21 protein-coding genes and 1 tRNA gene are annotated in these 26,000 nt (G+C 61.4%); 9 read left to right on the top strand and 13 right to left on the bottom strand.

What is annotated here, in order from left to right; all coding sequences use genetic code 11:
• Nucleotides 1–9 precede the first annotated feature (9 nt).
• The 5 genes from QP908_RS05500 to QP908_RS05480 all read right to left on the bottom strand — a co-directional run bounded on the left by QP908_RS05500 (nucleotide 10) and on the right by QP908_RS05480 (nucleotide 2,574).
• Nucleotides 10–82: transfer RNA gene (locus tag QP908_RS05500), tRNA-Arg, on the bottom strand.
• Between the two features lie 114 nt (nucleotides 83–196).
• The gene (locus QP908_RS05495; protein WP_005279878.1) at nucleotides 197–478 is read right to left on the bottom strand and encodes a glutaredoxin domain-containing protein; all 282 of its coding nucleotides are present in this window, start codon (nucleotides 476–478) and stop codon (nucleotides 197–199) included.
• Complete coding sequence (locus QP908_RS05490) at nucleotides 478–1,008, bottom strand: dihydrofolate reductase (RefSeq protein WP_284771820.1); 531 nt, start codon at nucleotides 1,006–1,008, stop codon at nucleotides 478–480. The genes QP908_RS05495 and QP908_RS05490 overlap by 1 nt, the downstream gene beginning before the upstream one ends.
• Nucleotides 1,008–1,814: a thymidylate synthase gene (locus QP908_RS05485; RefSeq protein ID WP_284771848.1), complete on the bottom strand. Its 807-nt coding sequence runs from the start codon at nucleotides 1,812–1,814 to the stop codon at nucleotides 1,008–1,010. The genes QP908_RS05490 and QP908_RS05485 overlap by 1 nt, the downstream gene beginning before the upstream one ends.
• Before the next feature lies 1 nt (nucleotide 1,815).
• Complete coding sequence (locus QP908_RS05480; RefSeq protein WP_284771819.1) at nucleotides 1,816–2,574, bottom strand: 3'(2'),5'-bisphosphate nucleotidase CysQ; 759 nt, start codon at nucleotides 2,572–2,574, stop codon at nucleotides 1,816–1,818.
• Nucleotides 2,575–2,609: 35 nt separating this feature from the next.
• Between QP908_RS05480 and QP908_RS05475 the strand changes: the two genes are divergently transcribed.
• The 3 genes from QP908_RS05475 to QP908_RS05465 all read left to right on the top strand — a co-directional run bounded on the left by QP908_RS05475 (nucleotide 2,610) and on the right by QP908_RS05465 (nucleotide 8,839).
• Complete coding sequence (locus QP908_RS05475) at nucleotides 2,610–7,502, top strand: ATP-dependent helicase (protein ID WP_284771818.1); 4,893 nt, start codon at nucleotides 2,610–2,612, stop codon at nucleotides 7,500–7,502.
• 69 nt (nucleotides 7,503–7,571) lie between these two features.
• Nucleotides 7,572–8,378 carry a DNA-formamidopyrimidine glycosylase family protein gene (locus QP908_RS05470; RefSeq protein WP_284771847.1) on the top strand — a complete coding sequence of 269 codons (807 nt, stop codon included), beginning with the start codon at nucleotides 7,572–7,574 and terminating at the stop codon, nucleotides 8,376–8,378.
• Nucleotides 8,379–8,413: 35 nt separating this feature from the next.
• A complete protein-coding gene (locus QP908_RS05465; RefSeq protein ID WP_284771817.1) occupies nucleotides 8,414–8,839 on the top strand; it encodes a YccF domain-containing protein in 426 nt (141 codons plus the stop codon).
• A 210-nt stretch (nucleotides 8,840–9,049) separates the two neighbouring features.
• Here QP908_RS05465 and pgi read toward each other — a convergent pair whose 3' ends face one another.
• The 3 genes from pgi to QP908_RS05450 form a co-directional block, all read right to left on the bottom strand.
• Nucleotides 9,050–10,687 (bottom strand): glucose-6-phosphate isomerase, encoded by a 1,638-nt coding sequence (gene pgi, locus QP908_RS05460; protein WP_284771816.1) that lies wholly within the window; start codon nucleotides 10,685–10,687, stop codon nucleotides 9,050–9,052.
• Between the two features lie 97 nt (nucleotides 10,688–10,784).
• Nucleotides 10,785–12,131, bottom strand: coding sequence for a Na+/H+ antiporter family protein (locus QP908_RS05455; RefSeq protein WP_284771815.1), 1,347 nt, complete (start codon nucleotides 12,129–12,131; stop codon nucleotides 10,785–10,787).
• Between the two features lie 65 nt (nucleotides 12,132–12,196).
• Entirely contained in the window at nucleotides 12,197–12,520 is a 324-nt protein-coding gene (locus QP908_RS05450; protein WP_284771814.1) for a chorismate mutase, read from the bottom strand.
• A gap of 118 nt (nucleotides 12,521–12,638) precedes the next feature.
• Here QP908_RS05450 and pcrA point away from each other — a divergent pair, with 118 nt between their 5' ends.
• The gene (gene pcrA / locus QP908_RS05445; RefSeq protein ID WP_284771813.1) at nucleotides 12,639–15,182 is read left to right on the top strand and encodes a DNA helicase PcrA; all 2,544 of its coding nucleotides are present in this window, start codon (nucleotides 12,639–12,641) and stop codon (nucleotides 15,180–15,182) included.
• Here the strand turns inward: pcrA and QP908_RS05440 are convergent.
• From QP908_RS05440 to QP908_RS05425, 4 genes are all read right to left on the bottom strand, one after another.
• Nucleotides 15,179–15,937, bottom strand: a complete 759-nt coding sequence (locus QP908_RS05440; RefSeq protein ID WP_284771812.1) for a M23 family metallopeptidase — start codon at nucleotides 15,935–15,937, stop codon at nucleotides 15,179–15,181. The two genes, pcrA and QP908_RS05440, sit on opposite strands and share 4 nt — an antisense overlap.
• Before the next feature lie 423 nt (nucleotides 15,938–16,360).
• A complete protein-coding gene (locus QP908_RS05435) occupies nucleotides 16,361–17,260 on the bottom strand; it encodes a histidine-type phosphatase (RefSeq protein ID WP_284771811.1) in 900 nt (299 codons plus the stop codon).
• Between the two features lie 91 nt (nucleotides 17,261–17,351).
• Complete coding sequence (locus QP908_RS05430) at nucleotides 17,352–18,002, bottom strand: histidine-type phosphatase (protein ID WP_284771810.1); 651 nt, start codon at nucleotides 18,000–18,002, stop codon at nucleotides 17,352–17,354.
• Nucleotides 18,003–18,270: 268 nt separating this feature from the next.
• The gene (locus QP908_RS05425; protein ID WP_239269199.1) at nucleotides 18,271–19,026 is read right to left on the bottom strand and encodes a M23 family metallopeptidase; all 756 of its coding nucleotides are present in this window, start codon (nucleotides 19,024–19,026) and stop codon (nucleotides 18,271–18,273) included.
• Nucleotides 19,027–19,541: 515 nt separating this feature from the next.
• Here QP908_RS05425 and QP908_RS05420 point away from each other — a divergent pair.
• Genes QP908_RS05420 through QP908_RS05400 form a run of 5 tightly spaced genes read left to right on the top strand, consistent with a single transcriptional unit; the run spans nucleotide 19,542 to nucleotide 25,206 of the window.
• Entirely contained in the window at nucleotides 19,542–21,338 is a 1,797-nt protein-coding gene (locus QP908_RS05420) for a cell division protein PerM (RefSeq protein ID WP_284771809.1), read from the top strand.
• Between the two features lie 22 nt (nucleotides 21,339–21,360).
• Nucleotides 21,361–21,969 (top strand): phosphoribosylglycinamide formyltransferase, encoded by a 609-nt coding sequence (purN, locus tag QP908_RS05415; RefSeq protein WP_239269241.1) that lies wholly within the window; start codon nucleotides 21,361–21,363, stop codon nucleotides 21,967–21,969.
• 27 nt (nucleotides 21,970–21,996) lie between these two features.
• Nucleotides 21,997–23,529, top strand: a complete 1,533-nt coding sequence (gene purH, locus QP908_RS05410) for a bifunctional phosphoribosylaminoimidazolecarboxamide formyltransferase/IMP cyclohydrolase (protein WP_284771808.1) — start codon at nucleotides 21,997–21,999, stop codon at nucleotides 23,527–23,529.
• Between the two features lie 31 nt (nucleotides 23,530–23,560).
• A complete protein-coding gene (locus tag QP908_RS05405; protein ID WP_239269196.1) occupies nucleotides 23,561–24,559 on the top strand; it encodes a hypothetical protein in 999 nt (332 codons plus the stop codon).
• A 32-nt stretch (nucleotides 24,560–24,591) separates the two neighbouring features.
• On the top strand, nucleotides 24,592–25,206 hold the full coding sequence (locus QP908_RS05400; RefSeq protein ID WP_239269195.1) for a hypothetical protein: 615 nt from the start codon (nucleotides 24,592–24,594) through the stop codon (nucleotides 25,204–25,206).
• 37 nt (nucleotides 25,207–25,243) lie between these two features.
• On the opposite strand, the gene QP908_RS05395 is transcribed toward QP908_RS05400, so the two are convergent.
• Nucleotides 25,244–25,963, bottom strand: coding sequence for a TetR/AcrR family transcriptional regulator (locus tag QP908_RS05395; RefSeq protein WP_239269194.1), 720 nt, complete (start codon nucleotides 25,961–25,963; stop codon nucleotides 25,244–25,246).
• Nucleotides 25,964–26,000 lie beyond the last annotated feature (37 nt).

The following is a 26,000-nucleotide window of genomic DNA, read 5'->3' as shown; positions in this document are numbered from 1 at the left end:
ACAAATTAGTGCCCCAGAGAAGATTCGAACTTCCGACACCGGCTTTAGGAGAGCCGTGCTCTATCCCCTGAGCTACTGGGGCGGGGATGTTGCTCATGCAACTCGGATCATCATAGCAGTGGGGCGCGAGTGCGCCCCAAAAGGCTGCATGCGCGGCTATTTGTATAGGTCCGGCCAGCAGCCTTAGCTATGAGGTTTAGGCGCCTGCCAGCTCTTCCTGCTTATTGCGCACGGAGGATGCGGGCGGGTTGGTCTCGTGGGTGCCGTCGGAGTACAAGACGGTGGGGATGATGCGGTTGCCGTCGTTGACGGACTTGATCCACTCGTTGATATCGTCGGCATTATCGCCTTCTACGTCCACGAGCTCGTATGGGGTTTCGGTGCGGTCCAAGTTCTTGATGAGCTTGGCGCAAAATGGGCACCAGTCGGCGTAGAAGATGGTGACATCGGCATTGGTTTCGGGTGCTTGTACAGTCATTAGGCTGCGTCCTTTCTATCGTAAGTTAAAAAGCGGTACTTCATGGGTAGCTCGCTGGCCGGCTGCTCGGGAAGCTCTAAATGCCCCGTGTCAGAGGTGAGCCAATCCGTGCTGTAGGCCAAGCCGAACGTATCGGGGATATCAGGGGCAAAGACAGCGTCAGTGCCATAGATATCGCCGATGTTTACGCCCATGAGAGTGACCTCGATGCGGTCCACCTGGTCCAAGGCGGCGGTGTAGATTTGGCCGCCGCCGATGACCCAGGCATCAGCAAGCGCGGGCATCGTTCTGCCCACCGTAGCACCAGTTGACCACGTGCCGGGCGCGCGCGAGGAGAGCACGTAATTCTCCCGGCCGGGCAGGGGGCGGAACTTGGGGTTGAGGGACTCCCAGGTCTTGCGGCCCATGATGACCGGCGCGCCCATGGTGACGTCCTTGAAGTGCTTGAGGTCCTCCGGCACGTGCCAGGGCATCTGCGCGCCATCGCCGATGATGCCGTCCAGGGACTGCGCCCAGATCGCGCCGAGCATTAGACCGACACCTGCGCCTTGATGGCCGGGTGCGGGTCGTAGCCTTGCACCTCAAAATCGGCGAAGTCATAGGAGAAGAGGTCCTTCGCCTTATTGAGTCTCAGCTGCGGGTACTCGCGCGGCTCGCGGGAAAGCTGCTCTTGGACTTGCTCCACGTGGTTGTTGTAGATGTGGCAATCGCCGCCGGTCCAGATGAGATCGCCCACCTTGAGGCCGGCCTGCTGGGCAAACATGTGGGTCAGCGCCGCATAAGAGGCGATATTGAAGGGCACGCCCAAGAACATATCCGCCGAGCGCTGGTAGACCTGTAGCGACAGCGTGTCATTGGCCACGTAGAGCTGGAAGAGCAGGTGGCAAGGCATAAGCGCCATCTGGTCGAGCTCAGATACATTCCACGCGGAGACCAGGTTGCGGCGCGAGTCCGGGTTATTCTGGAGGGTATCGAGCGCCTGCTGGATTTGGTCGATGTGGCTCCCATCCGGGGTGGGCCAGGAGCGCCACTGCACACCGTAGACCGGGCCCAAATCGCCATTCTCATCGGCCCACTCGTTCCAAATGCGCACGTTATTATCCTGCAGGAATTTCACATTGGAATCACCGCGCAGGAACCACAGCAGCTCGCCGATGATTCCGCGGAAGTAGACCTTCTTCGTGGTCAGCAGCGGGAAGGATTCCGCCAGGTTATAGCGCAGCTGTGCGCCGAAAATGGAGCGCGTGCCGGTGCCAGTGCGATCGCCTTTGGCCGTGCCTTCTTCGAGGACGCGGCGGAGGAGATCCTCATAAGGAGTCTCAATCATAGGCACCAGTTTAGAAGCCGCCATTCTCCTCGGCAAAGGCCGCGGCGTGCTCTAGAATCTCGTCTTTCAGCTCGGGGCGGCAGATGAGCAGATCGGGGATGAATGTGTCCTCGTTATTGAAGGTAATAGGGCTGCCATCGAGGCGGGAGCAGTGCAGGCCAGCTGCCATCGCAACGCCTACCGGAGCGGCCTGGTCCCATTCGTATTGGCCGCCGGCGTGAATATAACCGTCATAATCACCAAGCAACACGTGCATGGCCTTAGCACCGGCAGAGCCTATGCCCTCGGTCTCGTAGCCCATCTTGTCTGCGATATAGCCGGCCACCTTGGGCGGGCGATTGCGGGAGATGACGAATTTCTTGGACAGAGGGCCGTCGACGGCGCGCACATCGGAAGACTTGAAGGTCACGCCGTAGTCCGGCAAGCCCACCGCGGCGTGGACTGGGGTGCCGTCCTCAATGAGCGCGATGTGTACCGCCCAGTCCTGGCGGCCGGTGGCAAATTCCTTGGTGCCGTCAAGCGGGTCCACGATCCAAACGCGCTTCTTTTTTAGCCGGGCAAGATCATCGGAGGCTTCCTCAGAGAGCACGCCATCGCCGGGCCGGTGCTGTTCTAATACGCGGGCGATCCATTCTTGGGCGGCGTCATCGCCGGCATCGCCAAGCGAAAGGCCCCGCAGCAGGCCACCATTGCGCACGCCCTTTAAAATCTCGCCGCAGCCTTGGGCGAGCGAATTGGTCAGGCGGGAATCAGAAATCTCGACGGTCATGGTGCCCACATTACAACGGGGACTAGAGTGTGGTCATGCCAGAAAACATCCTCGAGCGCTTTCGCCCCCAAGTGGCGCAGTGGTTCCAGGACGTTTTTGCCGCTCCCACCGCGGTACAAGCCCAAGCCTGGGACAAGATTTCCCGCGGGGATCACGCACTGATGGTTGCTCCCACGGGTTCTGGTAAGACACTCGCGGCGTTTTTGTGGGCGTTGAATAACCTGGTGGAGCGCGAAGGACAACTGGTCCTGCCGGTAGGAAACGCCGCAGGCTCCGCCACCGGCGTGCGGGTGCTGTATGTCTCGCCGCTGAAAGCGCTGGGCGTGGATGTGGAAAATAACCTGCGGGCGCCGCTGACCGGCATTGCGCGCACCGCGGAAAAGCTGGGGCTGGAGGCGCCGAATATTTCCGTGGGCGTGCGTTCGGGCGATACGCCCTCGGCAGAGCGCTCCCGGCAGGTGCGCAAGCCGCCGGATATCCTCATTACCACCCCGGAATCGGCATATTTGATGCTGACGTCAAAGGCGGCGGGGATTTTGAAAACCGTCGATACCGTCATCATCGATGAAATCCACGCGCTGGCCGGCACCAAGCGTGGCGCGCACCTCGCCCTGACGCTGGAGCGACTGCAAGAGATTGCGGGCGATGTTCAGCGCATTGGGCTTTCTGCCACGGTGCGCCCGCTTTCGGCCGTCTCGGATTTCTTAGGCGGCAATCGCCCGGTGGAAATTGTGGCGCCGGAGGCCCACAAGAAGTGGGACCTGGACGTGCGCGTCCCGGTAGAGGATATGTCGGATCTTCCCACGCCGGAGGCGGGCTCGACCATCGGAGAGCTCACCGTCGATGATGCCATCGGCATTACCGGCGGGCCGGAAGGCAGCGGCGACGGCGGGGAAGAAGACACCGCGCTGCCCACCGCGAACTCCATCTGGCCGTTTATTACCCAGGATCTCTACGCGGACATCATGGCGCATCGCTCCACGCTGGTCTTTGTAAATTCGCGGCGCAGCGCCGAGCGCCTGACCAGCCGGCTTAATGAGCAATACGCGCAGGAATATGACCCGGATTCGCTCTCGCCGGAAACTCGGCGCGATCCTGCCCAGCTGATGGCGCATTCGCACGTTGCGGGCAAGGCGCCGGCGGTCATCGCGCGGGCCCACCACGGTTCGGTGTCCAAGGACGAGCGCGCCATGACGGAAACGATGTTGAAGGAAGGCACGCTGAAAGCCGTGGTGGCCACGAGCTCGCTGGAGCTGGGCATCGACATGGGCGCGGTGGATTTGGTAGTGCAGGTGGAATCGCCGCCCTCGGTGGCCTCGGGCCTACAGCGGGTGGGCCGCGCCGGGCACCATGTGGGCGCGGTCTCGCACGGCGCGTTTTATCCCAAGCACCGCGCGGACCTAGTGCAGTCCACGCTAACCGTTTCGCGCATGCGCGGCGGGATGATCGAGAAGATGCATACCCCGCGCAACCCGCTGGACGTGCTCGCGCAGCAGACCGTGGCGGCGGTGGCCGCCGCGGGCGAGGAGGGCTTAAGCGCGGATGATTGGTATGACATCGTCAAGCGCAGCCATCCCTACCGCGAGCTGGCCCGCGAGGTTTATGACTCCGTCATCGATCTGGTCAGTGGCGTCTACCCGTCCACGGATTTTGCGGAGCTGAAACCCCGCGTGGTCTATGACCGCGTCTCCGGCGTGATGACCCCGCGCCCGGGGGCGCAGCGCGTGGCCGTGACCAGCGGCGGCACCATCCCGGATAGAGGAATGTTCGGCGTATTCCTCTATAGCGGCGGCGAATCCGGTAAGGCCCCGCGCCGGGTGGGCGAGCTCGATGAAGAGATGGTCTATGAATCCCGCGTGGGCGATGTCTTTACCCTGGGCGCGACCAGCTGGCGCATCGAGGAGATCACTCGCGATCAGGTTCTGGTCACGCCCGCGCCGGGGCATACCGGCCGGCTGCCATTTTGGAATGGCGATGGCGCCGGGCGCCCCTATGAGCTGGGGCTGGCCTTGGGCGAGTACCGCCGCGAGGTAAATACGGACCCGGCCATTATCGCGGATGCTGATGAGAATGCCCGCAGCAATATCTTGTCCTACCTGCGCGAACAGCAGGAAGCCACCGGCATCATTCCGGATGAAAAAACGCTCGTGCTCGAGCGCTTCAAGGATGAGTTGGGGGACTGGCGCGTGGTGCTGCACACCCCCTTCGGCCGGCCGGTCAACTCCGCCTGGGCCCTGGCGGTGGGCGCGCGCGTGGGGGAGCGCACCGGCATGGACCCGCAGGCGGTGGCCGGCGATGATGGCATCGTGCTGCGCCTGCCTGAGGGCGAGGCCGATCCCGATGGCACGATTTTTTCCTTCGACGCCGACGATATTGCCGATGTCGTGGCCGAGCAGGTGGGCAATTCCGCCCTTTTTGCCTCCCGCTTCCGCGAATGCGCGGCCCGCGCGCTGCTTTTACCCCGCCGCAATCCCGGCAAGCGCGCCCCGCTGTGGCAGCAGCGCCAGCGCGCCGAGCAGCTTTTGGACGTCGCCCGCAAGTACCCGTCCTTTCCCATTATTTTGGAAACGGTGCGCGAGTGCGTCCAGGACGTCTACGACGTCCCGGCGCTGCAGGAGGTCATGCGCGATCTGGGGCACCGCCGCGTGCGCATCGCAGAGGTCACTACGGATCAGCCCTCGCCCTTTGCCTCATCGCTGCTGTTTAATTACACCGGCGCCTTCATGTACGAGGGCGATTCCCCGCTGGCGGAAAAGCGGGCGGCGGCCCTCGCCCTTGACCCGGCGCTTCTGGCCAAGCTGCTGGGCACGGTGGAGCTGCGCGAGCTCTTGGATCCCGCGATCATCGACGAGGTCCATACCCAGCTGCAGCGCACCGCACCCTCGCGCCGGGCGCGCACCACCGAAGAGGTCGCGGATCTCCTGCGCGTGCTCGGCCCCATCCCGGTTGAGGAGCTGGGCGAGCATACGGACGTTCCCCTAGCCGCCCTGGATAGCCTGGGCACGCGGATAATGCGGGTGCGCATCGGCGGGCGCGAGCACCTCGCCCAGTCCCAGGACGCGGCGCTGCTTCGCGATGCCCTCGGTGTCCCCATTCCTCCCGGCATCCCCGCCCAGGTAGCCACGCTTGCCGATGCCCTCCCACAGCTCATCAACCGCTGGGCGCGCACCCGCGGCCCGTTCGTGCTCGCGGACCTAACCGCTGCCTTCGGCATTTCCGTCTCCGCAGCACACACCACCCTGGCCGGCCTAGATTCGATTGTGGAGGGCCACTACCGGCAGGGCATAGAGGAGCAGGAGTATTGCGCCGCCGAGGTGCTAAAGACCATTCGCTCGCGCTCGCTCGCAGCCGCGCGCGCGGATACCGAGCCGGTCTCTGGCGCCGCCTTCGCCCGCTTCCTCCCAGAATGGCACGGTATTGCGCCCGCAGGGAAGCGGCCGGCACTCCGCGGTGCCGATGGCGTATTTTCCGCTATCGAGCAGCTCGCCGGGGTGCGCCTGCCGGCCTCTGCCTGGGAATCCATTATTTTGCCCGCCCGCGTGGGGGATTATTCGCCCCGCATGCTGGATGAGTTGACCGCCAATGGCGAGGTGATGATCGTCGGCGCCGGAAAGGCCGGGGCCGCCGACCCGTGGGTGATGCTGCTGCCTGCCGATTACGCCGCCCAGCTCGCCCCCGAAACCGATCCGGAGGGCGTGAGCATGTTGCAGCGGGCCATTATAAGCGTGCTGGAACGCGGCGGCGGCTTCCTCTTTTCCGATATCGCCGCCGAGGTCCCCGGTACCGCCGAAGAAACCCGCGAGGCCCTTTGGGGGCTGGTGGAAATAGGTCTGGCCAGCCCGGATTCCTTCGCCCCCATCCGCACGCGCTTATCGGCAGGCGGGCGTAGTACCTCCCGCACCGGTCGCGGCTCTACCGCCCACCGCTCCAAGCGGCGCCCCACGCGCTCGCGACTGCGCATGGGCCGCACCTCGTTCGCCCAGCCCCAGAACGCCACTGGCGGCGCCGGCCAGACCCCACCCGATATGCTCGGCCGCTGGTCGTTGGCGGTGCCCGCCGCCCAGGACGCCACCTCGCGCTCTGTGGCGCACGGCGAGGCCTGGCTGGATCGCTACGGCGTGGTCACCCGCGGCTCCGTGGTGGCAGAAGACGTCCTCGGCGGCTTCGCGCTGGCCTATAAGGTCCTGTCCGGCTTCGAGGAATCCGGCAAGGCCATGCGCGGCTATGTCATCGAGGACCTCGGCGCCGCGCAATTTTCCACCCCGGCTATTATCGATCGCCTCCGCGGCCTAGCGGATTCCCCCGATGTCACCGGCTGGCCGTCCGGCACCACCGATCCAGAGACCTTCGTGCTCGCCGCCGTGGATCCCGCCAACCCCTACGGTGCGGCGCTGCCTTGGCCGCAGCGCGACGAAGCCGATGGCAAAGCTACCGGCGGCCCCGCCCGCTCCGCCGGGGCACTGGTCGTGCTGTGCGATGGCCTCCCCATAGCCCACCTCACCCGCGGCGGCAAGACCTTGACCACGTTTATCGATGCGTTGCCCGATGGAATCGAGACCACCGACGTCTACGCCCGCCTCCTATCCGCGCTCACAGAACTCATCGCCGCCGGGCACATGTCGCCGCTGGTGATTGAAAAGTGCAATGGCAACCCCATCCACCACACCCCGGCCGCTAGCATCCTGCGCTCGCTGGGGGCCGGAATCACGCCGAAGGGCGTGCGCATTGCCAGGCGGGCCGCGCCGCCGGGGGTCCCGCGTCACGGGGCGCGGGACGGCTCACCGGAGGATTCGCGCGATGATTCGCGCGGCAGCCTGCGCGGTGGCCGGCGTGCCTCCGAAGCCATCGAGGAGCTCAGCTTCGACGATCCGCCTCCGCCACCCCGCAATTCCGGTGGCTTCCGCCCGCGCGGCGGATACCGCCGCTAGCGCTGCCTGCGCGTAGGTGTATTTTGGTGGGGCCACAGTGTCTGATGCCCGCGGAAGGAGGCCATTCTCATTCCCGAAGGCGATTCCGTCCTACAACTTTCGCGCCGGCTGCAGTTTATGACCGGGCGCGAGGTCACCGGCTGTTCCGTCCGCGTGCCGCAGCACGCCACCGTTAACCTCACCGGCACCATCTGCGAGCGCGTGTGGCCCTATGGCAAGCACCTCTTCATGCAATTCGACCAGACCATCGTGCACACCCACCTAAAGATGGAGGGCACCTGGGCCATCCACTACACCGGCGACCGTTGGCGCAAGCCCGGCCATAGCGCGCGCATCGTGCTGCAATTGGCTCATTCACCGCGCGATATTGAACTCGTGGGCCACTGGCTGGGTTTTGTCGATATCTTCGACGCGGATCAGTACTTTAGCCGCATCAACCACCTTGGCCCGGATATCTTGGATCCCGACTGGGATCGCGAGGAGGCGATGCGCCGCTTGCGCGCGCGACCCGAGCGCAGCATCGGCACGGCGCTTTTGGACCAGAAGGTCGTGGCAGGCATTGGCAATGAATACCGCGCCGAAATCTGCTTTCTCGCCGGCGTGCACCCAGCCACCCCGGTGGCAGAGGTGGATGTGGAACAGGTGCTGGACATCGGCAAGCGCATCATGTGGGCCAACCGGAACTCGCCCATCCGCGTGACCACCGGTGTGCGCCGCGCCGGGGAGACCACCTATGTCTTCGGGCGCAATCGCAAACGTTGTCGGCGCTGCGGCACCATCATCCAGAAGGATTCCCTGGGCGGTGTTGACCGCGGTGGGGATGAGGGCGAATTAGAGCGCATCATCTGGTTTTGCCCGCACTGCCAGCCGCTCTAAGGTTCCTTTACGCTTTTCGCGCTAAGCTGGCGGGCATGCGATCACTACTAAATCTTGTTTTTAATATCATCTGGTTACTCTCCGGTGGCATCGTTCTTGCGCTGGGCTACTTCCTCTTCGGCATCATCGCTTGCATCTTCATCGTGACGATTCCGGCGGGCGTGGCCTCGTTCCGCATGGGCCAGTTCGCCCTGTGGCCGTTCGGCCGCTCCGTGGTTGAGCCCCGCAAGGGCACCGGTGGAATGTCTTCCATCTCCAATGTCATCTGGTTCGTCATCGCTGGCCTGTGGCTATCCATCGGCCACATCGTTACCGCCGTCATCCAGGCGATTACCATCATCGGTATCCCCGTTGCCTGGGCCAACCTCAAGATGATTCCAGTGACCTGCTTCCCGTTCGGCCGCAAGGTTGTTAGCTCGAAGAACATCCCGTCCGGCTGGCAGCCCATGGTGAAGCTGTAAATTCACCAAGCCTGAGAGCGCCTAGCCCGAAGCGACATGTCGTTTCGCGGCTGGGCGCTTTAGTGATCTGTGGTGCTTAGGCACGAAAGTATCCACAACAACCGCGTTTGTCTGAATGTGAGGGCAGATTTTTCAAGAACGCGGTTGTTGTGGACACTTTTATGTGCCCGTGCCCTGGGGCATATGACCCGGGCGCGGCGCGGGCCGAAGCTAACGGTTGGCGCGGTACCAGCCGATGAGCTTGTCGGTGGACTGGTCGCCGGAATCTACCTCTTGGCTGCCGGAGACGGCAGGGGCTAGGTCGTTGGCCTGTTGCTTGCCCAGCTCCACGCCCCATTGGTCGAAGGAGTTGATATCCCAGATGGTGCCCTGGGTAAAGACGATGTGCTCGTAGAGCGCGATGAGCGCGCCCAGGGTGGAGGGAGTAAGTTCCTCGGCCATAATCGTGGTGGTGGGGCGGTTTCCCGGCATCACCTTGTGCGGCACGAGGCCTTTGTCAACGCCCTCGGCGGCGATTTCTTCGGCCGTCTTGCCAAAGGCCAGCACCTTGGTTTGGGCGAAGAAATTGCCCATGAGCAGGTCATGCATCGAGCCGGTGCCGTCCGCGGTGGGGAAGTCTTCCTTGGGGCGAGCAAAGCCGATGAAGTCCGCCGGGATGAGGCGGGTGCCCTGGTGCATGAGCTGGTAGAAGGCGTGCTGTCCGTTGGTACCCGGCTCGCCCCAGTAGATCTCGCCGGTATTTCCAGTGGTGACCGCGGTGCCATCGCGGCGCACGGACTTGCCGTTAGATTCCATGGTCAGCTGTTGCAGGTAGGCTGGGAAGCGGCCGAGGTCCTGCGAGTAGGGCAGGACAGCGTGGGTTTGGGCGCCAAAGAAATTGGTGTACCAGATGCCCAGCAGGCCCATGAGTATGGGCACATTGTGCTTCAGCGGGGTGGTGCGGAAGTGCTCATCCATGGCGTGGAAGCCTTCCAACAAGCGCATGAAGTCCATCGGGCCAATGGTGCACATCAGGGACAGGCCAATGGCGGAATCGAGGGAGTAGCGCCCGCCCACCCAATTCCAGAACGGGAACATATTGTCCGTGTCGATGCCGAATTTCTCCACCTGCTCCGCATTGGTAGATACGGCCACGAAGTGCTTAGCTACGGCGGATTCATCGCCACCGAATTGATCGATGAGCCAGCGGCGGGCCGCGTGCGCATTGGTCAGGGTTTCCTGCGTAGTAAAGGACTTGGAGGAAACGATAAAGAGGGTGGAGCCGGCATCGAGTCCGTCCAAGGTAGCGGCCATATCGGAAGGATCCACGTTGGAGACGAACTCCGCGGAAATGCCGGCTACCTCATAGGAGCGAAGGGCCTGTGCGGCCATGGCCGGGCCGAGGTCGGACCCGCCGATGCCGATATTGACCACCTTTTTAATGGTGTGGCCGGTATGCCCCAACCAAGAGCCGGAGCGCAAGGCGGTAGCGAAATCGCGCATGCGTCCCAAGACCTCGTGGACATCGGCGGCGACATCTTGGCCATCGACGTGCAAGTCATCTTCTACCGGCAACCGCAGGGCGGTGTGCAGCACGGCGCGATCTTCGGTGTTGTTGAGATGCTCGCCTGCAAACATGGCATCGCGGCGGCCTTCCACATCGGCGGTGCGGGCTACCTCGACCAGATGCTGGAGGACTTCGTCATCGATGAGGTTTTTGGATAAATCCACGTGCAGGCCGGCGGCGTCGAAGGTGTAGTTCTCCGCGCGGTTTGCGTCTGCGGCGAAGAGTTCGCGAAGGCGCATGTCCTGCTTTTCTTCATAAACCTTGACCAGGTCTTTCCACTGGGACGATGCGGTGATATCCATGGCAATTGGCCTTTCTGGCGACGAGCGCATTGGCAATGTGTACCCCTCCCACCGTAGTCGAGAATGAGTGCCAACGGCACCGCGAAGAGTGTGGCATTTAAAGGATGAGGGCGCCTATCCAGCCGGCGATAAGTAGTGGGATATTGAAGTGGATAAAGGTCGGGATGACGGAGTCACGGATGTGATCGTGTTGGCCATCGGCGCCGAGGCCGGCGGTGGGGCCGAGGGTGGAATCGGAGGCGGGGGAGCCGGCATCGCCAAGCGCGCCTGCCGTACCAATGAGCGCCACCGTGGCGGCGGGGCTAAAGCCGAGCGAGGCGCACAGGGGAACGTAGATTACGGAGATAATGGGCAGGGTGGAAAAGGACGAGCCAATGCCCATGGTGACCACCAGGCCGACTAAGAGCATGGCGCCTGCGGAGAGGAACTTATTGGTGCCAAAGAGGTTGGCGGTGGCATCGACAAGCGGACCGACTTCCTTCGTCGCCGTCATGACGGAGGCAAAGCCCTGCGCGGTGATCATGATAAAGCCGATAAGCGCCATCATTTTCATGCCGTTGGTAAAAACGTCATCGGCGTGCTTCCAATCCACCGCGCCGGAAATGAGCAAGATGCCCAGGCCGGTCAAAGCACCGACGAGCAGGCCATCGGATTCGAAATCGAGCGCCTGCATGATGATTTGCACGGCGAAGGTGGCGATAATCGCCAGGATGGAGACCCAGATTTTATACCGCGAGGGCGTTTCCTGGTGCTCTTCGGCGGCAATGGGACGATCCTCGTACTCGCGCGGTGCGCGGTAACTGATAAAGATGGCGATGAGCAGGCCGGCGAGCATGCCCAGGGCGGGGATGGCCATGACCTGCATAATATTGATATTGGAGGTATCCAGGCCGGCCTCTTCGATATTAAAGAGCAAAATATCGTTCAAATAAATGGACCCGAAGCCCACCGGAATGAACATGTAGGTGGTGATAAGGCCGAAGGTCAGGCACGTGGTGATAAGGCGTCGATCCAGCTTGAGCTTATTCATCACCGCCAATAGCGGCGGGACGAGTAGCGGGATGAAGGCGATGTGGACGGGGATGAGGTTCTGGCTCATCACGGCCATGGCGATAAGGCCAATAACGAGCATCCACTTGGTGGTGGCCGCGGCCTTGGGATCTAATTCGCCGGTGCCGCCGAGCTTGGCGATGAGAAAGTTGGCCAGGATCTGCGGCAGTCCAGCGGAGGCAACACCCATCGCGAAGGCACCCAAGAGGGCATAGCTCAGGGCAATCTTGGCGCCGCCGCCGAGCCCATTCTGGAAGGCGAGCATGGTGGCATCCAGGCCCATGCCGGATAGCAGGCCGCCGACGATCGCGCCGATGAAAAGCGCCACCACCACGTGCACGCGCAAGAGGGCGAGCGCGAGCATGACGATGACGGCGATGAGTACTGCGTTCATGCCCCGAAAGCGTACTGCATAGTATGGGTTAGTCCGTAATTAATCCGAGGGTTGAAAGGGTGGCCTTACCCCAGGCGTCCGCGGCCCATGCGCAGCAAAGCAGAGGCGATGGTGGGGCCTTCCTCGCCAAGCTCCGCGCGGAATTCATTGAGGATGGCGATCTCGCGGGTGTGTACCAAGCGCGTGCCGCCGGAGCTCATGCGGGTGCGGCCCACCGCGCGGGAGACCTCGGTGCGGCGCTTGACCGCATCCAAGATGATCTGATCCAGGCGGTTGATTTCCTCGCGATACTGCTGGATTTCCGCATCAGATAGGGGATCATTCGTGCCGGTGGGCATGCGGATATCCAAGCCATTGTTAACGATGGATTCATTATCTTCAGCGGTCATGGTCCCTTATTGTGCCACTTCGCCGTGTCATCGTGCTACTTGGTCAGGGTTTTGGAAAGCGCAGTGTATGCCGCAAATACCGGCCATGTCCGGTGGGGCTAGTAGGTTGGTAGGCATTATGACGAATAACTCTCCATTTAGCCCTTCTTCCACCCCGCGCGAACCCGCATCCGGCACTACCTCCCGCGGCGGCTTTTCCCCTAGCCAGCCCGAACAGCAGAACCCTTTTGGCAGCACGCCCAGGCCCGCGGAATCCGATCCTTTAACCCAAGGCCTGAACCCGCAGCAATTAGAGGCGGTCACCCATACCGACAGGCCCCTGCTGATCGTTGCCGGCGCGGGTTCCGGCAAGACCGCGGTGCTTACCCGCCGCATCGCGTACCTCATGCGCCACCGCGGGGTAAACCCGTGGGAAATTCTCGCCATTACCTTTACCAATAAGGCCGCCGCGGAGATGAAGGAGCGCGTGGGCTCCTTAGTGGGTTCGGTAGCCGAGCGCATGTGGGTGTCCACCTTCCACTCCATCTGCGTGCGCATCCTGCGCCAGAACGCGCAGCTCGTGCCGGGCCTTAATACCAACTTCACCATTTATGATGGCGACGATGCCCGCCGGCTTTTATCCATGATTGCCAAGGACATGCAGCTGGATCTGAAGAAATACACCCCGCGCGTGCTGGCAAACCAGATCTCTAACCACAAAAACGAGCTCGTGGGCCCGGTCGAGGCGGCCGACAAAGCGCAGCAGACCAAGAACCCCTTTGAAACCACCGTGGCGGATGTCTACGCCGAGTACCAGCGCCGCCTGCGCGCGGCCAATGCGGTGGACTTCGACGATCTTATTGGGGAAGTAGTGCGCATTTTCACCGAGCACAAGCAGGTGGTGGAGTTTTATCGCCGACGGTTTAAGCACGTGCTTATTGATGAGTACCAGGACACCAACCACGCCCAGTACGCGCTGGTAGCGGCGCTCGTGGGCAAGGGCGAGCTAGGTCCCGATGCCCCAGAGCTGTGCGTGGTGGGCGATTCCGATCAGTCCATTTATGCCTTCCGCGGCGCCACCATCCGCAATATCGAGGAATTCGAGCGCGACTACCCGCAGGCGCACACCATCTTATTGGAGCAAAACTACCGCTCCACGCAGACCATCTTGAACGCGGCCAATGCCGTGATTGCGAAAAACGAGAACCGTCGGGAGAAAAACCTGTGGACCGCGCATGGCGATGGCGAATCCATCGTGGGGTATGTGGCGGATAATGAGCACGATGAAGCCCGCTTTATCGCCGCGGAGATTGATGCGCTGGCGGATAAGGGCCATAGTTACTCCGATATCGCCGTGATGTACCGGACGAATAATGCCTCCCGCGCGCTGGAGGATATCTTCATTCGATCCGGCATCCCCTATAAGGTCGTTGGCGGAACGCGCTTTTACGAACGCCGCGAAATCCGCGATATGGTGGCCTACCTGCGCATTATGGATAACCCGGACGATACGGTGAGCCTGCGCCGCATCATCAACGTCCCCAAGCGCGCCATTGGCGATAAGGCCCAGGGCCAGATTGCCCTGCACGCGGAAAACCAGGGGATAAGCTTTGGCAAGGCGCTTGCCGATGTCCCCCGGGGCGACGTCCCCGGTCTTGGCACCCGCGCCGTAAATGCCGTTACCAAATTCAATGACATGATGGACAGCATCCGCGCACAAATCCCAGGCATGCGCGATGAGGTGACCGGCCAGCCCGATTTGGGCGAACTGCTCACCGCCATCCTGGATGCCACCGGCTACAAGGCGGAGTTAGAAAATTCCAACGATCCGCAGGACGGCGCGCGTCTTGATAACCTCAATGAGCTGGTCTCCGTGGCCCGCGAATTTACCTCGGAGGCCGCCAACCAGATGGCCGCCGCTGGTGCGGATGCCGTCGATCCCAATGAGCTTTTAGAAGAAGGCGAAGCCGCGCCGGGCTCGTTGCAAGCCTTTTTGGAGAAGGTCTCCCTAGTCGCGGATGCGGATCAGATTCCGGATTCTGAGACCGGGGTAGTAACCATGATGACCCTGCATACGGCGAAGGGCTTGGAGTTTCCCGTCGTCTTTGTCGCCGGTTGGGAGGACGGCCAATTCCCGCACATGCGCTCGCTGGGTAACCCGAAGGAATTGAGCGAAGAGCGCCGCCTGGCGTATGTGGGTATCACTCGCGCCCGCGAAAAGTTGTACCTCACGCGCGCCATCTTGCGCTCTGCGTGGGGCAATCCGGTAACCAATCCCGCCAGTCGCTTCCTCGCCGAGATCCCAGAGGATCTCATCGACTGGCGGCGAGAGGATTCCGATAGTGACCTCACCGGTTCCTGGGGAGCCGATGACTATCAGTATGGCCGGAGCTATCGCCGCGGTTCTAGCGGCGGCTATTCCGGTGGTGGGGGTGCTGGGTTTGGCCAGCGCGCTACGTCTTCCCCTTCGCAACGCACTCGCCAGCCTGCAGCTAATTCCATGCCGAAGAATAAGAACCTCAACCTTGCGGTAGGAGACCGTGTCAACCACGCGAAGTACGGGCTCGGAACCGTGATTGAAACGGCCGGTTCCGGTGCCCGCGCCACGGTGACCGTGGACTTTGGTTCCTCCGGCAAGGTGCGGCTCATGCTCATCGGCGGCGTGCCGATGGAAAAGCTCTAGACCGAAATCCCGCGTTCGTCGAACCAGCCCACTGGGTCAACGGCTGCGCCGCCGCCTGGGTGAATTTCGAAGTGCAGGTGCGGGCCGGTGGAGTGGCCCTCACTGCCGATATCCGCAATGTGGTCGCCGGCCGAAACGTGGTCGCCCACGTTGACGCGCAGCGAGTTGGCGGGCATGTGGCCGTAGACAGAGATGCTGCCATCGACGTGCTGGATGCGAATCCAGTTGCCAAAGCCTTGTGCCGGGCCGGAGTTAATGACTGTGCCGTCCATGACGGAGTGGATTGGGGTGCCGACTGGGTTAGCGACGTCGATGCCGTTGTGCATCGCGCCCCAGCGCATACCGAAGCCCGAGGTTAAGGTGCCGGAGGTGGGGAAGACCACCGTATTACCAGCGGCGTCCTTGCCACGCTCAGGGGTGAGCCCGGAGCGGTCTCCCTCGGGAGTGAAGGCTTCTCCCAGACCAGGAACGGAGGAGGGGTCTAAGACGATGTTGACCCCGCCGGAGTCATTCTGGCTAAGTTTCGGGGTGGCATCGCCGTTGAGTACACCAACGGCGGTATTCGCGAGGCCGACGGCGGCGTCGATAACGCCCGCGTTATCAACGTTGGTGGCTTGGGGCTCAGAGGAGCCATTCGAAACGTCCACGCTGGCCACTGGATCAGCAGCAAAAGCGGAGGTGCCGGTAGCAAAAACGGTGCCAAGCGTGATGATGCTTAGCGCTACATTCCTGCGTGCGCGGTTCATGCGCTTCATAAGTTTAAGTCCTTTTCATGGCTGTGCATGGTCTCGAGGCGAGCAAACCTTGAAGGTTTGGCGTCTTTCAACTGCCCTGTGCGACACGCCGAGGGAATGGAAATACCCCATTTGGCGTTCGCTTGTGGCAACGAGTTAAAAGTTAGCCTGCCCATGGGTGTTGCGCAATCTGGAAAACTGCTGGTAGAAACCATGATTGTTCGAAAAGTTTCGAACATTCCAGCTTGTTGCGTGTGTTACGAAAGTGGCTAAAGTTGCGGGTTTGAAGTACTGGTTTAAGCTCTGGGGGTGGCTAGTGGGGGTGGCCGGCTGAGCTTGTCGGTGTCGGGGTAGAAAACTGCCATTCACCTGCGACAAGGCCCTGTACTGGACTCGGCTGAAAGCGTTTTGAGCCCCTGTCGGGCAGGGGCCTCTCGAACGGCACTAGAAGGGGAGCTGGCTGCTGAATTTCTGCAGTAGCTGTTGAATTTGTGGCCCGAAAGCGTTGGCCGCACCGATTCCTATACCGATGGCCAGTGCACCCGCAATGGCACCGATGATCCCCCAGAACTGCGGCTTGGAAGAGAGGGAATCATCAACCGGTGCTTGGTGATCCGCAGCGTCTTCAGCGTCAATAAGGTGGGCTTGAGAGTGATCTGAGGTGGAGCCTAAGGGCAGGCACTCGGCCAGTTCCTCGATGGTATAAAACGTTGAGTTAACGGCAATAGGCTCACAGCCATCGTGGAATGGGATTTCCTTTTCGTTGTAGAGCATCCGCACGAGGGTCTCGCCGCGATCATTTTGGAATGCGTCCCATTGGATATTCGCGCCCATCGGTGAGACAGAATCACCACGCCATGCGGAGTTATCCCAGCTGTATAAATCATCTTCCGGGACACCTTGCTCGGACCCTGGCAGCTTCAGTAGCGCGGCAAGCGGGATGATGGTCTCGGCGTGACCGAAGCGATAATTAGCCGCTACGTCGCCGCCAGCAGCGCGGTCCTGAACGTTTCTAATCATCTCTTCAAGCAGTGGTTCATAGTTGTCGTAGGCAACCGTCTGCCCCTTGATAGTCGGGCCTTTCTCATAGAAGTCTTCTACGTCAAGCAGGTACGCGAAGGTTGGTCCGCTGGTATCGTCCATGTACTTATCAAAGATCCAGCCCTCCGCTGGGGCCTTTTCCTCATGCTCTAGAGCTGGAGCGATGATGTAAAGGTTGTAGAACTGTAAGGCAGCATCGACGATGCCCTCAACGGATTTATCGTCCTTTTCTCGGGCGGAAAAGTGCACGGAACCATCTGCTAAACCGTCGATAAACTCTGGCGCAAAAATCTTAGCCAGCAAGCTGCGTGCAGCCTGCTGCGACTCTGGCTTGGCGTAGGCCTGCTGTACTTTTTCCTGTAAGGCCTGAGAGTCCTTCCACTCTGTATAGCGCTCATAGGATGCAGCTTTTTTTATCCTTGTGTGCGTACATCAAGTCAGGGCGTGCGGCGATGTTAACGTGGCCATCTGTCATTTCATCGCCCAACTGCTCGGCCAGTGCCGGGGATTGTTCCAGTAGACCTTCCCCGAAATTCCACCCAGAGTCATTGGCACGGTCCTCTCCTGAGGAAGTAAAGCTCACCTTGAGGTCATCGTTAGCAATCGATCCCAGTAGTTCCGCATTGCGCTGTGCATTGCGCTTGCCGATGCCCCTGAGCTCTTCTCGTCCCACTTCCGTTAGATTTCCATAACCGGCCTCTTGGCCAGGGCCACCGGATAGCTCTCGGTTTACCGCTATCATGGCCTCTACTTGCGGGATGAGCTTTGTACCGAGCTCGGTGAGCTGATCGCGTTGTTGGGCATACTCCAGCATCTGCTGCGCGAGGTCATCGTATTTAAAGCTTGATAGCCCGCGGGATCCGTGGCGATCTACCGTTGAGGTGTAAATCTGGTGAAACCCACTGGGGGCTTGGGCGTAGCTTGAGCCCTGTGGTTGGTAATGCTGCTTGGTGGAGTAGTAGGTAGCACTTTCGGAAGCTAGAGCTGGTGCGGGTGCGAGGGCACAGCTAAGGGCGGTGAAGAGGGAGAGAGTGCGTGTACGCATATAAAGGTATTCCTTGCTGGAGAGCTTGATAAAAAGACAGCTGACAGCTTAAGGGCCGCATCTTGCGGCCACATGGCATATAGGTAAATTGCAGGAATACTTTTCGGCGCTTTGCGGTGTGTTGGCGGATTCGGGTCCCAGACCCTGCAGCCGCAACGCTGCGTTGAATGATTGTGATTGCGAGCTAGCGGAGGTGCCGAGGCGGAAGGCATAGTTAAAGCGCCGCAGAGGATATCTGCGGCGCTTTAACAAGAAGGAAAGAAGGCTCTTAGAGCTGAATGCCTCGCTCGGCCAGCCATGCCTGTGGGTCAACGGCGTCACCGGAGTTCGGGTGAACCTCGAAGTGGAGGTGGGAACCGGTGGAGAAGCCCATGGACCCCATGCCGGCGATCTTCTGGCCTGCGTGCACGTGCTCGCCCACGGCAACGTCGAGGGTCTGCATGTGGCCGTAGACGGTCATGGTGCCGTCATCGTGGAGGATACGAATCCACTGGCCGTAGCCGGAGGCTGGGCCGGAATCGATAACGGTGCCGTCCATGATGGAGAGGATGGGGGTTCCAATGGCATTGGCGATGTCAACACCCGAGTGGAACGAACCCCAGCGCGGGCCGAAGCCAGAGGTGAAGGCGCCTTCAGCGGGGCGAGCAATGGAAGGGGCGCGAGCGGCAAGGTCCTCGGCGGCGCGGTCAGCGGAAGCTTGGATGGACTTGCTCAGCTGGTCAACCAAGTTGGTGACCGGCTTTGCCTCAGCCACGTTGAGGATCTGTGGTGCAGCATCGGAGGAGCCTTCTGGGGCGTTGTTAACCTCGGAAGTATCAGCGGCAAGCTTGTAGTCAACAGACTGCGTCTTGGTGGTGGTAGCCGCAGTGTTGTCGGACTCAACGTTAGCGGCAGCTGCGCCGCCTACGCCGGCGGTGGACACGGCACCGGCTGCAACGGTCATGACAGCGATACGACCCTTGGTGGTCTGCGAGGTGACAATCTTGCGATGGCGACCGGCGCCACGCTGAACTTTGCTTCGCATTAAATCTTCTTTCGTGTCTTTCACAATCTTCAAAAAGAGCGTTACAGCGTCTTTAGGTTAGTTACGAGATTGTGACCTTCTTGTTACCAACGAGATGTAACAGTAGCGTCTCAAAAAGATAACAGCAAGCCAAAAGTGAATTTTTTCTCGCGCCGGTTTGGAATAAGCCTACATGCAGGCAACTTCTGGAGAATTTTACGCATAGTGCGATATAAATCTCTCAAAGCCAAACCCTCGCGGTAGCCCCGAGGCTGTAATAGTGCACCTGAGGGGCCGGTTGCGGAAGCGTCCCAGTGTGAAATTACTGTGACCAGTGGGGAATAAGGGGGAAAACTTTATTCCATATATATGTCTACAGTAGTTACTGAAGAAGTCCACGGTGATTTTGGAGGCGCCTCGTCGCGCCACCCCGCTACCGCGCGCAAAAGGTGGCAAAGTGGACGCCGATGAACAAAAACACCAGCCCCCAATCTCGGTCAACGCCTCGCCCGCGTAGCCAGGCGCGGGGCCGGACAGTGCAGACAGAGCGCGCCCCTCGTGCACCGCACGCCACCGCGACGCAGAAGCCACATAATTCTGCAGAACGCGTCGCTCGCAAAGCCGGGTCGAAGGCGAAGGCCCGTCGCACGCCGGCCCCGCTGACGAAGGCCGGGCGCATCCGCCAATTATTCATGTCGGCGGCGCTGCCGAATATTATTGTTGTCCTTATTATTGTGGCGCTCGCATTCGGCACGCTTTTGCTTTTCGGCTCACCGCTCGCGTGGCTGCCCACCATCGTGGCGGAAGCGTGGATGGTCTTTAACCTCGCGCCGGTATCTGCGGCCGGGGTGGATCTGTCGTTCCTCCCAGCCTTGCCCGCGCTTATCCTCGCCACGGTGGTGGCGGTGCGCGTGCGTGCCGCGGTAAAACACAAAGTCAGCGTGAAGGACCTGGCTATTCTTGTCGCCTGTGTGGTTGGCGTGCCAGTGGTACTGACCTGCATCGCCTGGGTGATGCTGTGGGATGCCGGCAAGGTCTTCGATGTATCCCCGCCGAACCTCGCTGCTGCGCTTGCCCGGGTCATCGTGGTGCACCTAGCGGCGATGGCGGCCGGCATGGGTACCCGCCTGTGGCGCGCCTTGGCCAAGCGCTATGGTGCCCCGCCGCTGCTTGTTGATGCCGCCCTTATCGCCTTGCGCTATCTCGCCTACCTCGCCATTGGCGCGACCGTGGTCTTCGTGCTCGTCTTCATCGTGAACTTCTCGCGCCAAGGGGAGACGATGGATGAATATCCGTCCATCTCTGGGCTGGGCGTTTTCACCCTCATCCTGTTGAGCTTGCTGTATATTCCCAACGCCATCGTCAGCACCGGGGCAGTGCTTGTTGGTTCGGAGTTTTCGGCGGGGGAGGCACAGGTCAGCCTCTTTAGCACCCACCTTGTTCCGCTGCCGCCGCTGCCTATTACCGGTGGCATCCCGGCATCCTCGCCCGGCTGGGCGGTCGTCTTCATGGTGGTTCCCCTCATCGCGGCGACGATGTCCCTGTATAAAAAACGCCCGTCCTTCCAGAAGGTGCTCGCGGCCACGGTGGCTACCGCGGTCATCATGTTTTTCGCGTGCTATCTGGTTAGCGGCACGCTTGGCTACTACGGTCACACCGGCCCGCACCTGTGGACCGCTGCTGGCCTCGCCGCGCTGTGGATCGCCGTCGTGGGCTTGGCCGTTGCGGCAGCCTTTGCGCTTATGAACTGGCGGGATACCCGCGCAGCTGAAGCGGAGTCGTCGGCGGCGGAGGCCTCCGAAGAGGATTCAGAAGATGCTGCAGAGTCGGCAGAAGATACCGCTTCCGAGGGCACCGCTGACGCAGAGCAGTCTGATGCAGACAAGGCCGAAACCGACGAGGCTGACGGCGACGATGCTGATGCCGATCCGAACGAGATCGAAACGGACGAGGACGAGGATAATTCGGAATCTGGCGACGGTGAGGGCTCCGAGTCAGCAGCGAATGACGCGGACGACGCAGCCGACGACGAAGACGCTGCCGCAGAATCCACGGCAACCGCAGACAACGCCGACGAGGTCATCGAAGGGGAGGTCGTCGAAGACAGCGACGACGGCGATGACGCGGAGAGTACCGCGGGAGATGGTGAGGACGAGGGGGCATCGGCAAGCGGCGAGCGTGAAGCGGCAGCCCCGGCCGAGGATGCAGACCCCGAGATCTTGGAGGGCGAACTCGTGGAAGAATCCGAAGAGAGCGACACAGGCGCGGCAGAAGGCGGCGAAGCAGCACAATCGGAAGCGGCAGATTCTACTGAAAGCGGTAGGAGGGACTAGGCTATAGCGCGTGACTTCACCGATGCCACCACGCGCTACTGCTGCCACTGATCGCCTACGAGTTGTTGTGCTTGTCTCTGGGACGGGCTCGCTTTTGCAAGCCATCTTGGATGCCCAGGATGAGCGCTACCGTGTGGTGAAAGTGGTGGCGGATAAACCATGTCGAGGTATTGAACGCGCCCGAGAACGCGATATCGATACCGAGATCGTGGAAATGGGCGCGGACCGTGCCGAATGGAATACATGTCTGGCTGATGCAGTAGATGCTGCGCAGCCAGACATTGTTGTTTCCGCAGGCTTTATGAAGATTTTGGGGGAAGGGTTCCTCCGCCGCTTCGAAGGCCGCACCATCAATACCCACCCGGCGTTATTGCCTGCGTTTAAGGGCGCGCACGGGGTGCGCGATGCGTTGGAGTATGGCGTGAAGGTCACAGGCTCTACCGTCCATTTCGTGGACGCGGGCGTGGATACCGGCTCCATCATTGCGCAGCGGCCGGTGGCCGTGCGGGCAGACGATGATGAAGGAAGTCTCCACGAACGCATTAAGAAGGTAGAGCGCGAACTCATCGTCGACGTGCTGCGCGCGGCGCAGCCCCGCGGCGAGGAACTTTTTATTCAACTCGCAGACTAAGACTTTTCGAAAGGCTTAATCCTCCTCATGAGCGAAGACCGCAAGCAGGTAAAACGCGCACTCATTAGCGTGTACGACAAGACGGGGCTGGAGGATCTGGCCCGCGCACTCGATAAGGCGGGCGTAGAGATCGTCTCTACCGGCTCCACCGCCAAGAAGATTGCTGACCTGGGAATCGAGGTCACCCCGGTAGAAAAGCTCACCGGTTTCCCCGAGTGCCTGGAAGGCCGTGTGAAGACGCTCCACCCGCGCGTGCACGCCGGGATCCTGGCCGATACCCGCAAGGAAGACCACCTGGCGCAGCTCAACGAGCTTGAGGTAGAGCCCTTCCAGCTCGTCGTGGTCAACCTGTATCCCTTCCAGGAAACGGTAGCCTCCGGCGCGGACTTCGATGGATGCGTGGAGCAGATCGACATCGGTGGACCGTCCATGGTGCGCGCGGCCGCCAAGAATCACCCGTCCGTTGCCGTGGTCGTGGATCCGGCGCGCTATGGCGAGGTGACCCAGGCCGTTGAGGAGGGTGGATTTAGCCTTGACCAGCGCCGTGGGCTCGCCCGCGATGCCTTCCTTCACACCGCTAACTACGATGCGGCGGTCTCCGCATGGTTCGTGGGCCAGCTCAGCGATGGCGAGGAGACCACCTCGCTGCGCTACGGCGAGAATTCCCACCAGGCCGCCACCGTCACCCGGATTGGCACCAAGGGTCTGGCCAATGCCCAGCAGCTCAACGGCAAGGAAATGAGCTACAACAACTACCAGGACGCCGACGCTGCGTGGCGCGCGGCCTGGGACCACGAGCGCCCCTGTGTGGCGATTATCAAGCACACCAACCCCTGTGGCATCGCCGTATCGGACGAGTCCATCGCTGCGGCCCACCGCGCGGCGCACGCCTGCGACCCGATGTCCGCATTCGGCGGGGTTATTGCCGTCAACCGCGAGGTCAGCGTAGAGATGGCCGAGCAGGTCAAGGGCATTTTCACCGAGGTTATCGTCGCACCCGCCTATGAAGATAAGGCGCTGGAGATTCTGCAGTCCAAGAAGAACCTGCGCGTTCTTTTGGCCGAGCCAGAGGAACAAGGCGAGGAGCGCAAGTACATCTCCGGCGGTGTGCTGCGCCAAGAGCCGGATACTTACCAGGCCGAGGGTGATAAGCCCGAAAACTGGACCCTGGCAGCGGGCGAGGCCCTGAGCGACGAGGACTTGGCCCAGCTCGAATTCGCCTGGCGCACGGTGCGCGCGGTCAAGTCCAATGCCATTTTGCTGGCTAAGGACAACGCGACCGTCGGCGTGGGCATGGGCCAAGTTAACCGCGTGGATTCCGCCAAGCTTGCGGTCGAGCGCGCCAATACGCTTGCTGATGCCACCAACCGCACCCAAGGCTCCTTCGCCGCCTCCGATGCCTTCTTCCCCTTCGCCGACGGCTTGCAAGTGCTTCTCGATGCCGGCGTCAAAGCCGTTGTCCAGCCCGGCGGCTCCATCCGCGATGAAGAAGTTATCGAGGCAGCTAAGGCCGCTGGTGTTACGATGTATCTCACCGGAACGCGCCACTTCGCGCACTAGCGATAGCGCCTGACACCTAAGGATTCTGATCATGCTCGCACCAACCCACACCGCACCGAGGCGTACCGCCCCGAGGCGCATGGCGCTCGGCGGCCTAGTTATGGCCGGGGCGCTGTGCCTTAGCGCGTGCGGGCAGGGCGAGCAGGAGACGGAATCAGAGCCGGACATCGCCAAGCAGGAAACGTCGCGCTCTACGGAGAGCGCAGCGGATAGGGCGGATAGCCCTCGCGATGCCGCAGAGAAGGCCGAGGCTACGCCGGCCGATGCCCAGCCAGATGCCCCAGCCGATGCCAATGCTGGAGCCGGAGCTGGTGACGGTGAGTTGGCGTCGGCCGGCGACCTGCAGCGCGAACTCGACCGCATCGCCGCCAACTACGGGAATGTAGGCATCGCGGTATCGGATGGCAACACCACCGTTGCCGCCGGGCGCACCGCGCCCGAAACCGCCTGGTCCACCTCCAAGGTGCCGGTGCTCATCGCCGCCCATCGCGCAGGGCTTATCGGCCCGGATGTGGTGACATCTGCGATTACCTATTCCAATAATGAAGCGGCGCAATCCGCCTGGGACGCACTCGGCGGCGGCGCACAAGCCGCCCAGGCCGCGCAACAGGTATTAGCTGAGGCCGGCGATACCACCACCCAGGTACAAAGCCAGGTCACCCGCCCGGAATTTAGCGCCTTCGGGCAAACGCAGTGGAGCGTGGGCGACCAAGCCGCGTTCATGGCGAAGCTGCGCTGCGTCAACGGTGCCGAGCCCATCCTCACCGCGATGTCTACTCCCGACCCCGCCCAAAGCTATGGCCTGCGCAACCTAGAGGGTGCCGCCCTTAAAGGTGGCTGGGGCCCAGATACCGCGGGCGGCTATGATGTGCGGCAGATGGGTCTTGCCACCATCGGCGGCCGAGAGGTGGCGGTAGCGCTCATCGCCTCGGCCCCCGATGGTCAATACGCCTCCGCCCAACCAATACTTTCGGGCATGGCGCTCGATCTTTCCAAGGCCGATATTGCCTGGCCCACCCCAGCTTGTTAGCCCCACTTCCGGCTTATGAGAAAGGACTTATCATGCCGCACTTTCAATTAACTTTTCGTGTGCGTTGGGGATTGCACCTCGGCGTAGTAGCGACCGCGGGCATCGTTTTAAGCGCCTGTAGCAGTAGCACGGATGGGAATCAGCCCGACTTTTCCGGCGATGGCGGTATGACCACCGTCGAAAGCACGACGGAGACTTCCACCGAAGAAACCTCGACGGCAACAAAGTCCCCGGAAACCCAAGACAAAGAACCACCCGTGGTCACGGTGACCGAGACCGAACAAGAACAGGCACAGCCGCCGAAGACCACTAATGGCGGCGGAGGCGACTTCATCGACGGCCTGGGTGAATACGGCTGGACCGATATTAATACCTACGCCGATTGTCACCGTTTTGAGCGCGTCGTCTTCGCCGGTAAAGGCCCAGACGGGCGGGCCATTGTCTGCGAAAACACGGGAGGAACGCTGACCTACCGGTCCACCATCTTCGGCGGCGAATTTACCGGATCCATCATTGGCCAAGACGGCGGTAACTACTACGTGGATGCCTCGCCCTCGACCATCGTTGTAACCCCCAGCGGGATTAGCGTGCGCGAGGGCGGCGGGTTGGCCGCAACGGCGGACTTTACCGATTCCTGGCAACGTTAACCACTGGTTAGTGGTTAACGATTCCACAAGGAAGTGGTTAGCGAGACTTTTTCTTCTTGCGGTCTGCAGCAGCCGCCGCAGCCGCAGAGATCGAGTCATTGCGGTTCTTTAGTAACTCCAGCGTCATGGCTTCCGCGTTCTCGGGGACGGTGGCGCCGAGGACTGCAAGGGCGGCATCGGCAAGCATGGCAGCGGTCTCCGGAACCGACTGGGCCGCTGCATAGGGAGGCGTGCCATCATTGGGGCGCATCTCGATGACAGATAGTGCGATGTGGAAAGGCAATTCGATACGCGGGTCCGCGTCTCCCACAATGGCAGCGGCGGTGGTACGGAAGTGGCTCTGCAGCCGTTCGCGAGAGCTGTGGTACTCCGAAAACTCCGGCGAATTGGCCACCGGCAACTGGTACAACCGGCCGACGTTCCAACCACTGGTGAGCAAAAGGCGCGATTCCGCGGCGACCAAGGACCACAGGCGCTGCTCCGGCTCGGCATCAGAATCCACCAGCTCATCGGCTAGCTCCAGCGAAGGCTCAATGGTGGAATTAAGCAGCGCGAGGAAAATCTCCGTCTTGGAGGGAAAGTGGTAGTACAGCGATGCCTGACGTATGCCCACCGCGTCCGCGATTTGGTGAGTCGACGTTGTGGCAAAGCCCTGGGTGGTAAATAACTCTGAGGAGGCGTCCAAAATCTCTTCCCGGGCGCTATTGCCTCTGCGGCGGGGGCTATGTTTACGCGGCCTACCGACGTTTCCTGACATGCGGCGGACGCCTCCTTTCTCTCAGCAGAAAATGCTT

The sequence above is a fragment of the Corynebacterium sp. MSK204 genome (assembly GCF_030229885.1).
Classification (GTDB): Bacteria; Actinomycetota; Actinomycetes; order Mycobacteriales; family Mycobacteriaceae; genus Corynebacterium.
The sequence above is the reverse complement of the archived record's forward strand: the minus strand, read 5'-3'. Positions and strand labels throughout refer to the sequence as shown.

Excerpts from the sequence above, each read along its gene's own strand:
- pgi (WP_284771816.1), bottom strand. The coding sequence starts at position 10,687 with ATGGATATCACCGCATCGTCCCAGTGGAAAGACCTGGTCAAGGTTTAT.
- QP908_RS05400 (WP_239269195.1), top strand. The coding sequence starts at position 24,592 with ATGCCGCACTTTCAATTAACTTTTCGTGTGCGTTGGGGATTGCACCTC.
- QP908_RS05405 (WP_239269196.1), top strand. The coding sequence starts at position 23,561 with ATGCTCGCACCAACCCACACCGCACCGAGGCGTACCGCCCCGAGGCGC.
- QP908_RS05440 (WP_284771812.1), bottom strand. The coding sequence starts at position 15,937 with ATGAAGCGCATGAACCGCGCACGCAGGAATGTAGCGCTAAGCATCATC.
- QP908_RS05425 (WP_239269199.1), bottom strand. The coding sequence starts at position 19,026 with ATGCGAAGCAAAGTTCAGCGTGGCGCCGGTCGCCATCGCAAGATTGTC.
- QP908_RS05465 (WP_284771817.1), top strand. The coding sequence starts at position 8,414 with ATGCGATCACTACTAAATCTTGTTTTTAATATCATCTGGTTACTCTCC.
- pcrA (WP_284771813.1), top strand. The coding sequence starts at position 12,639 with ATGACGAATAACTCTCCATTTAGCCCTTCTTCCACCCCGCGCGAACCC.
- QP908_RS05475 (WP_284771818.1), top strand. The coding sequence starts at position 2,610 with ATGCCAGAAAACATCCTCGAGCGCTTTCGCCCCCAAGTGGCGCAGTGG.
- QP908_RS05495 (WP_005279878.1), bottom strand. The coding sequence starts at position 478 with ATGACTGTACAAGCACCCGAAACCAATGCCGATGTCACCATCTTCTAC.
- purN (WP_239269241.1), top strand. The coding sequence starts at position 21,361 with ATGCCACCACGCGCTACTGCTGCCACTGATCGCCTACGAGTTGTTGTG.
- QP908_RS05395 (WP_239269194.1), bottom strand. The coding sequence starts at position 25,963 with ATGTCAGGAAACGTCGGTAGGCCGCGTAAACATAGCCCCCGCCGCAGA.
- QP908_RS05430 (WP_284771810.1), bottom strand. The coding sequence starts at position 18,002 with ATGCGTACACGCACTCTCTCCCTCTTCACCGCCCTTAGCTGTGCCCTC.
- purH (WP_284771808.1), top strand. The coding sequence starts at position 21,997 with ATGAGCGAAGACCGCAAGCAGGTAAAACGCGCACTCATTAGCGTGTAC.
- QP908_RS05490 (WP_284771820.1), bottom strand. The coding sequence starts at position 1,008 with ATGCTCGGCGCGATCTGGGCGCAGTCCCTGGACGGCATCATCGGCGAT.
- QP908_RS05450 (WP_284771814.1), bottom strand. The coding sequence starts at position 12,520 with ATGACCGCTGAAGATAATGAATCCATCGTTAACAATGGCTTGGATATC.
- QP908_RS05480 (WP_284771819.1), bottom strand. The coding sequence starts at position 2,574 with ATGACCGTCGAGATTTCTGATTCCCGCCTGACCAATTCGCTCGCCCAA.
- QP908_RS05455 (WP_284771815.1), bottom strand. The coding sequence starts at position 12,131 with ATGAACGCAGTACTCATCGCCGTCATCGTCATGCTCGCGCTCGCCCTC.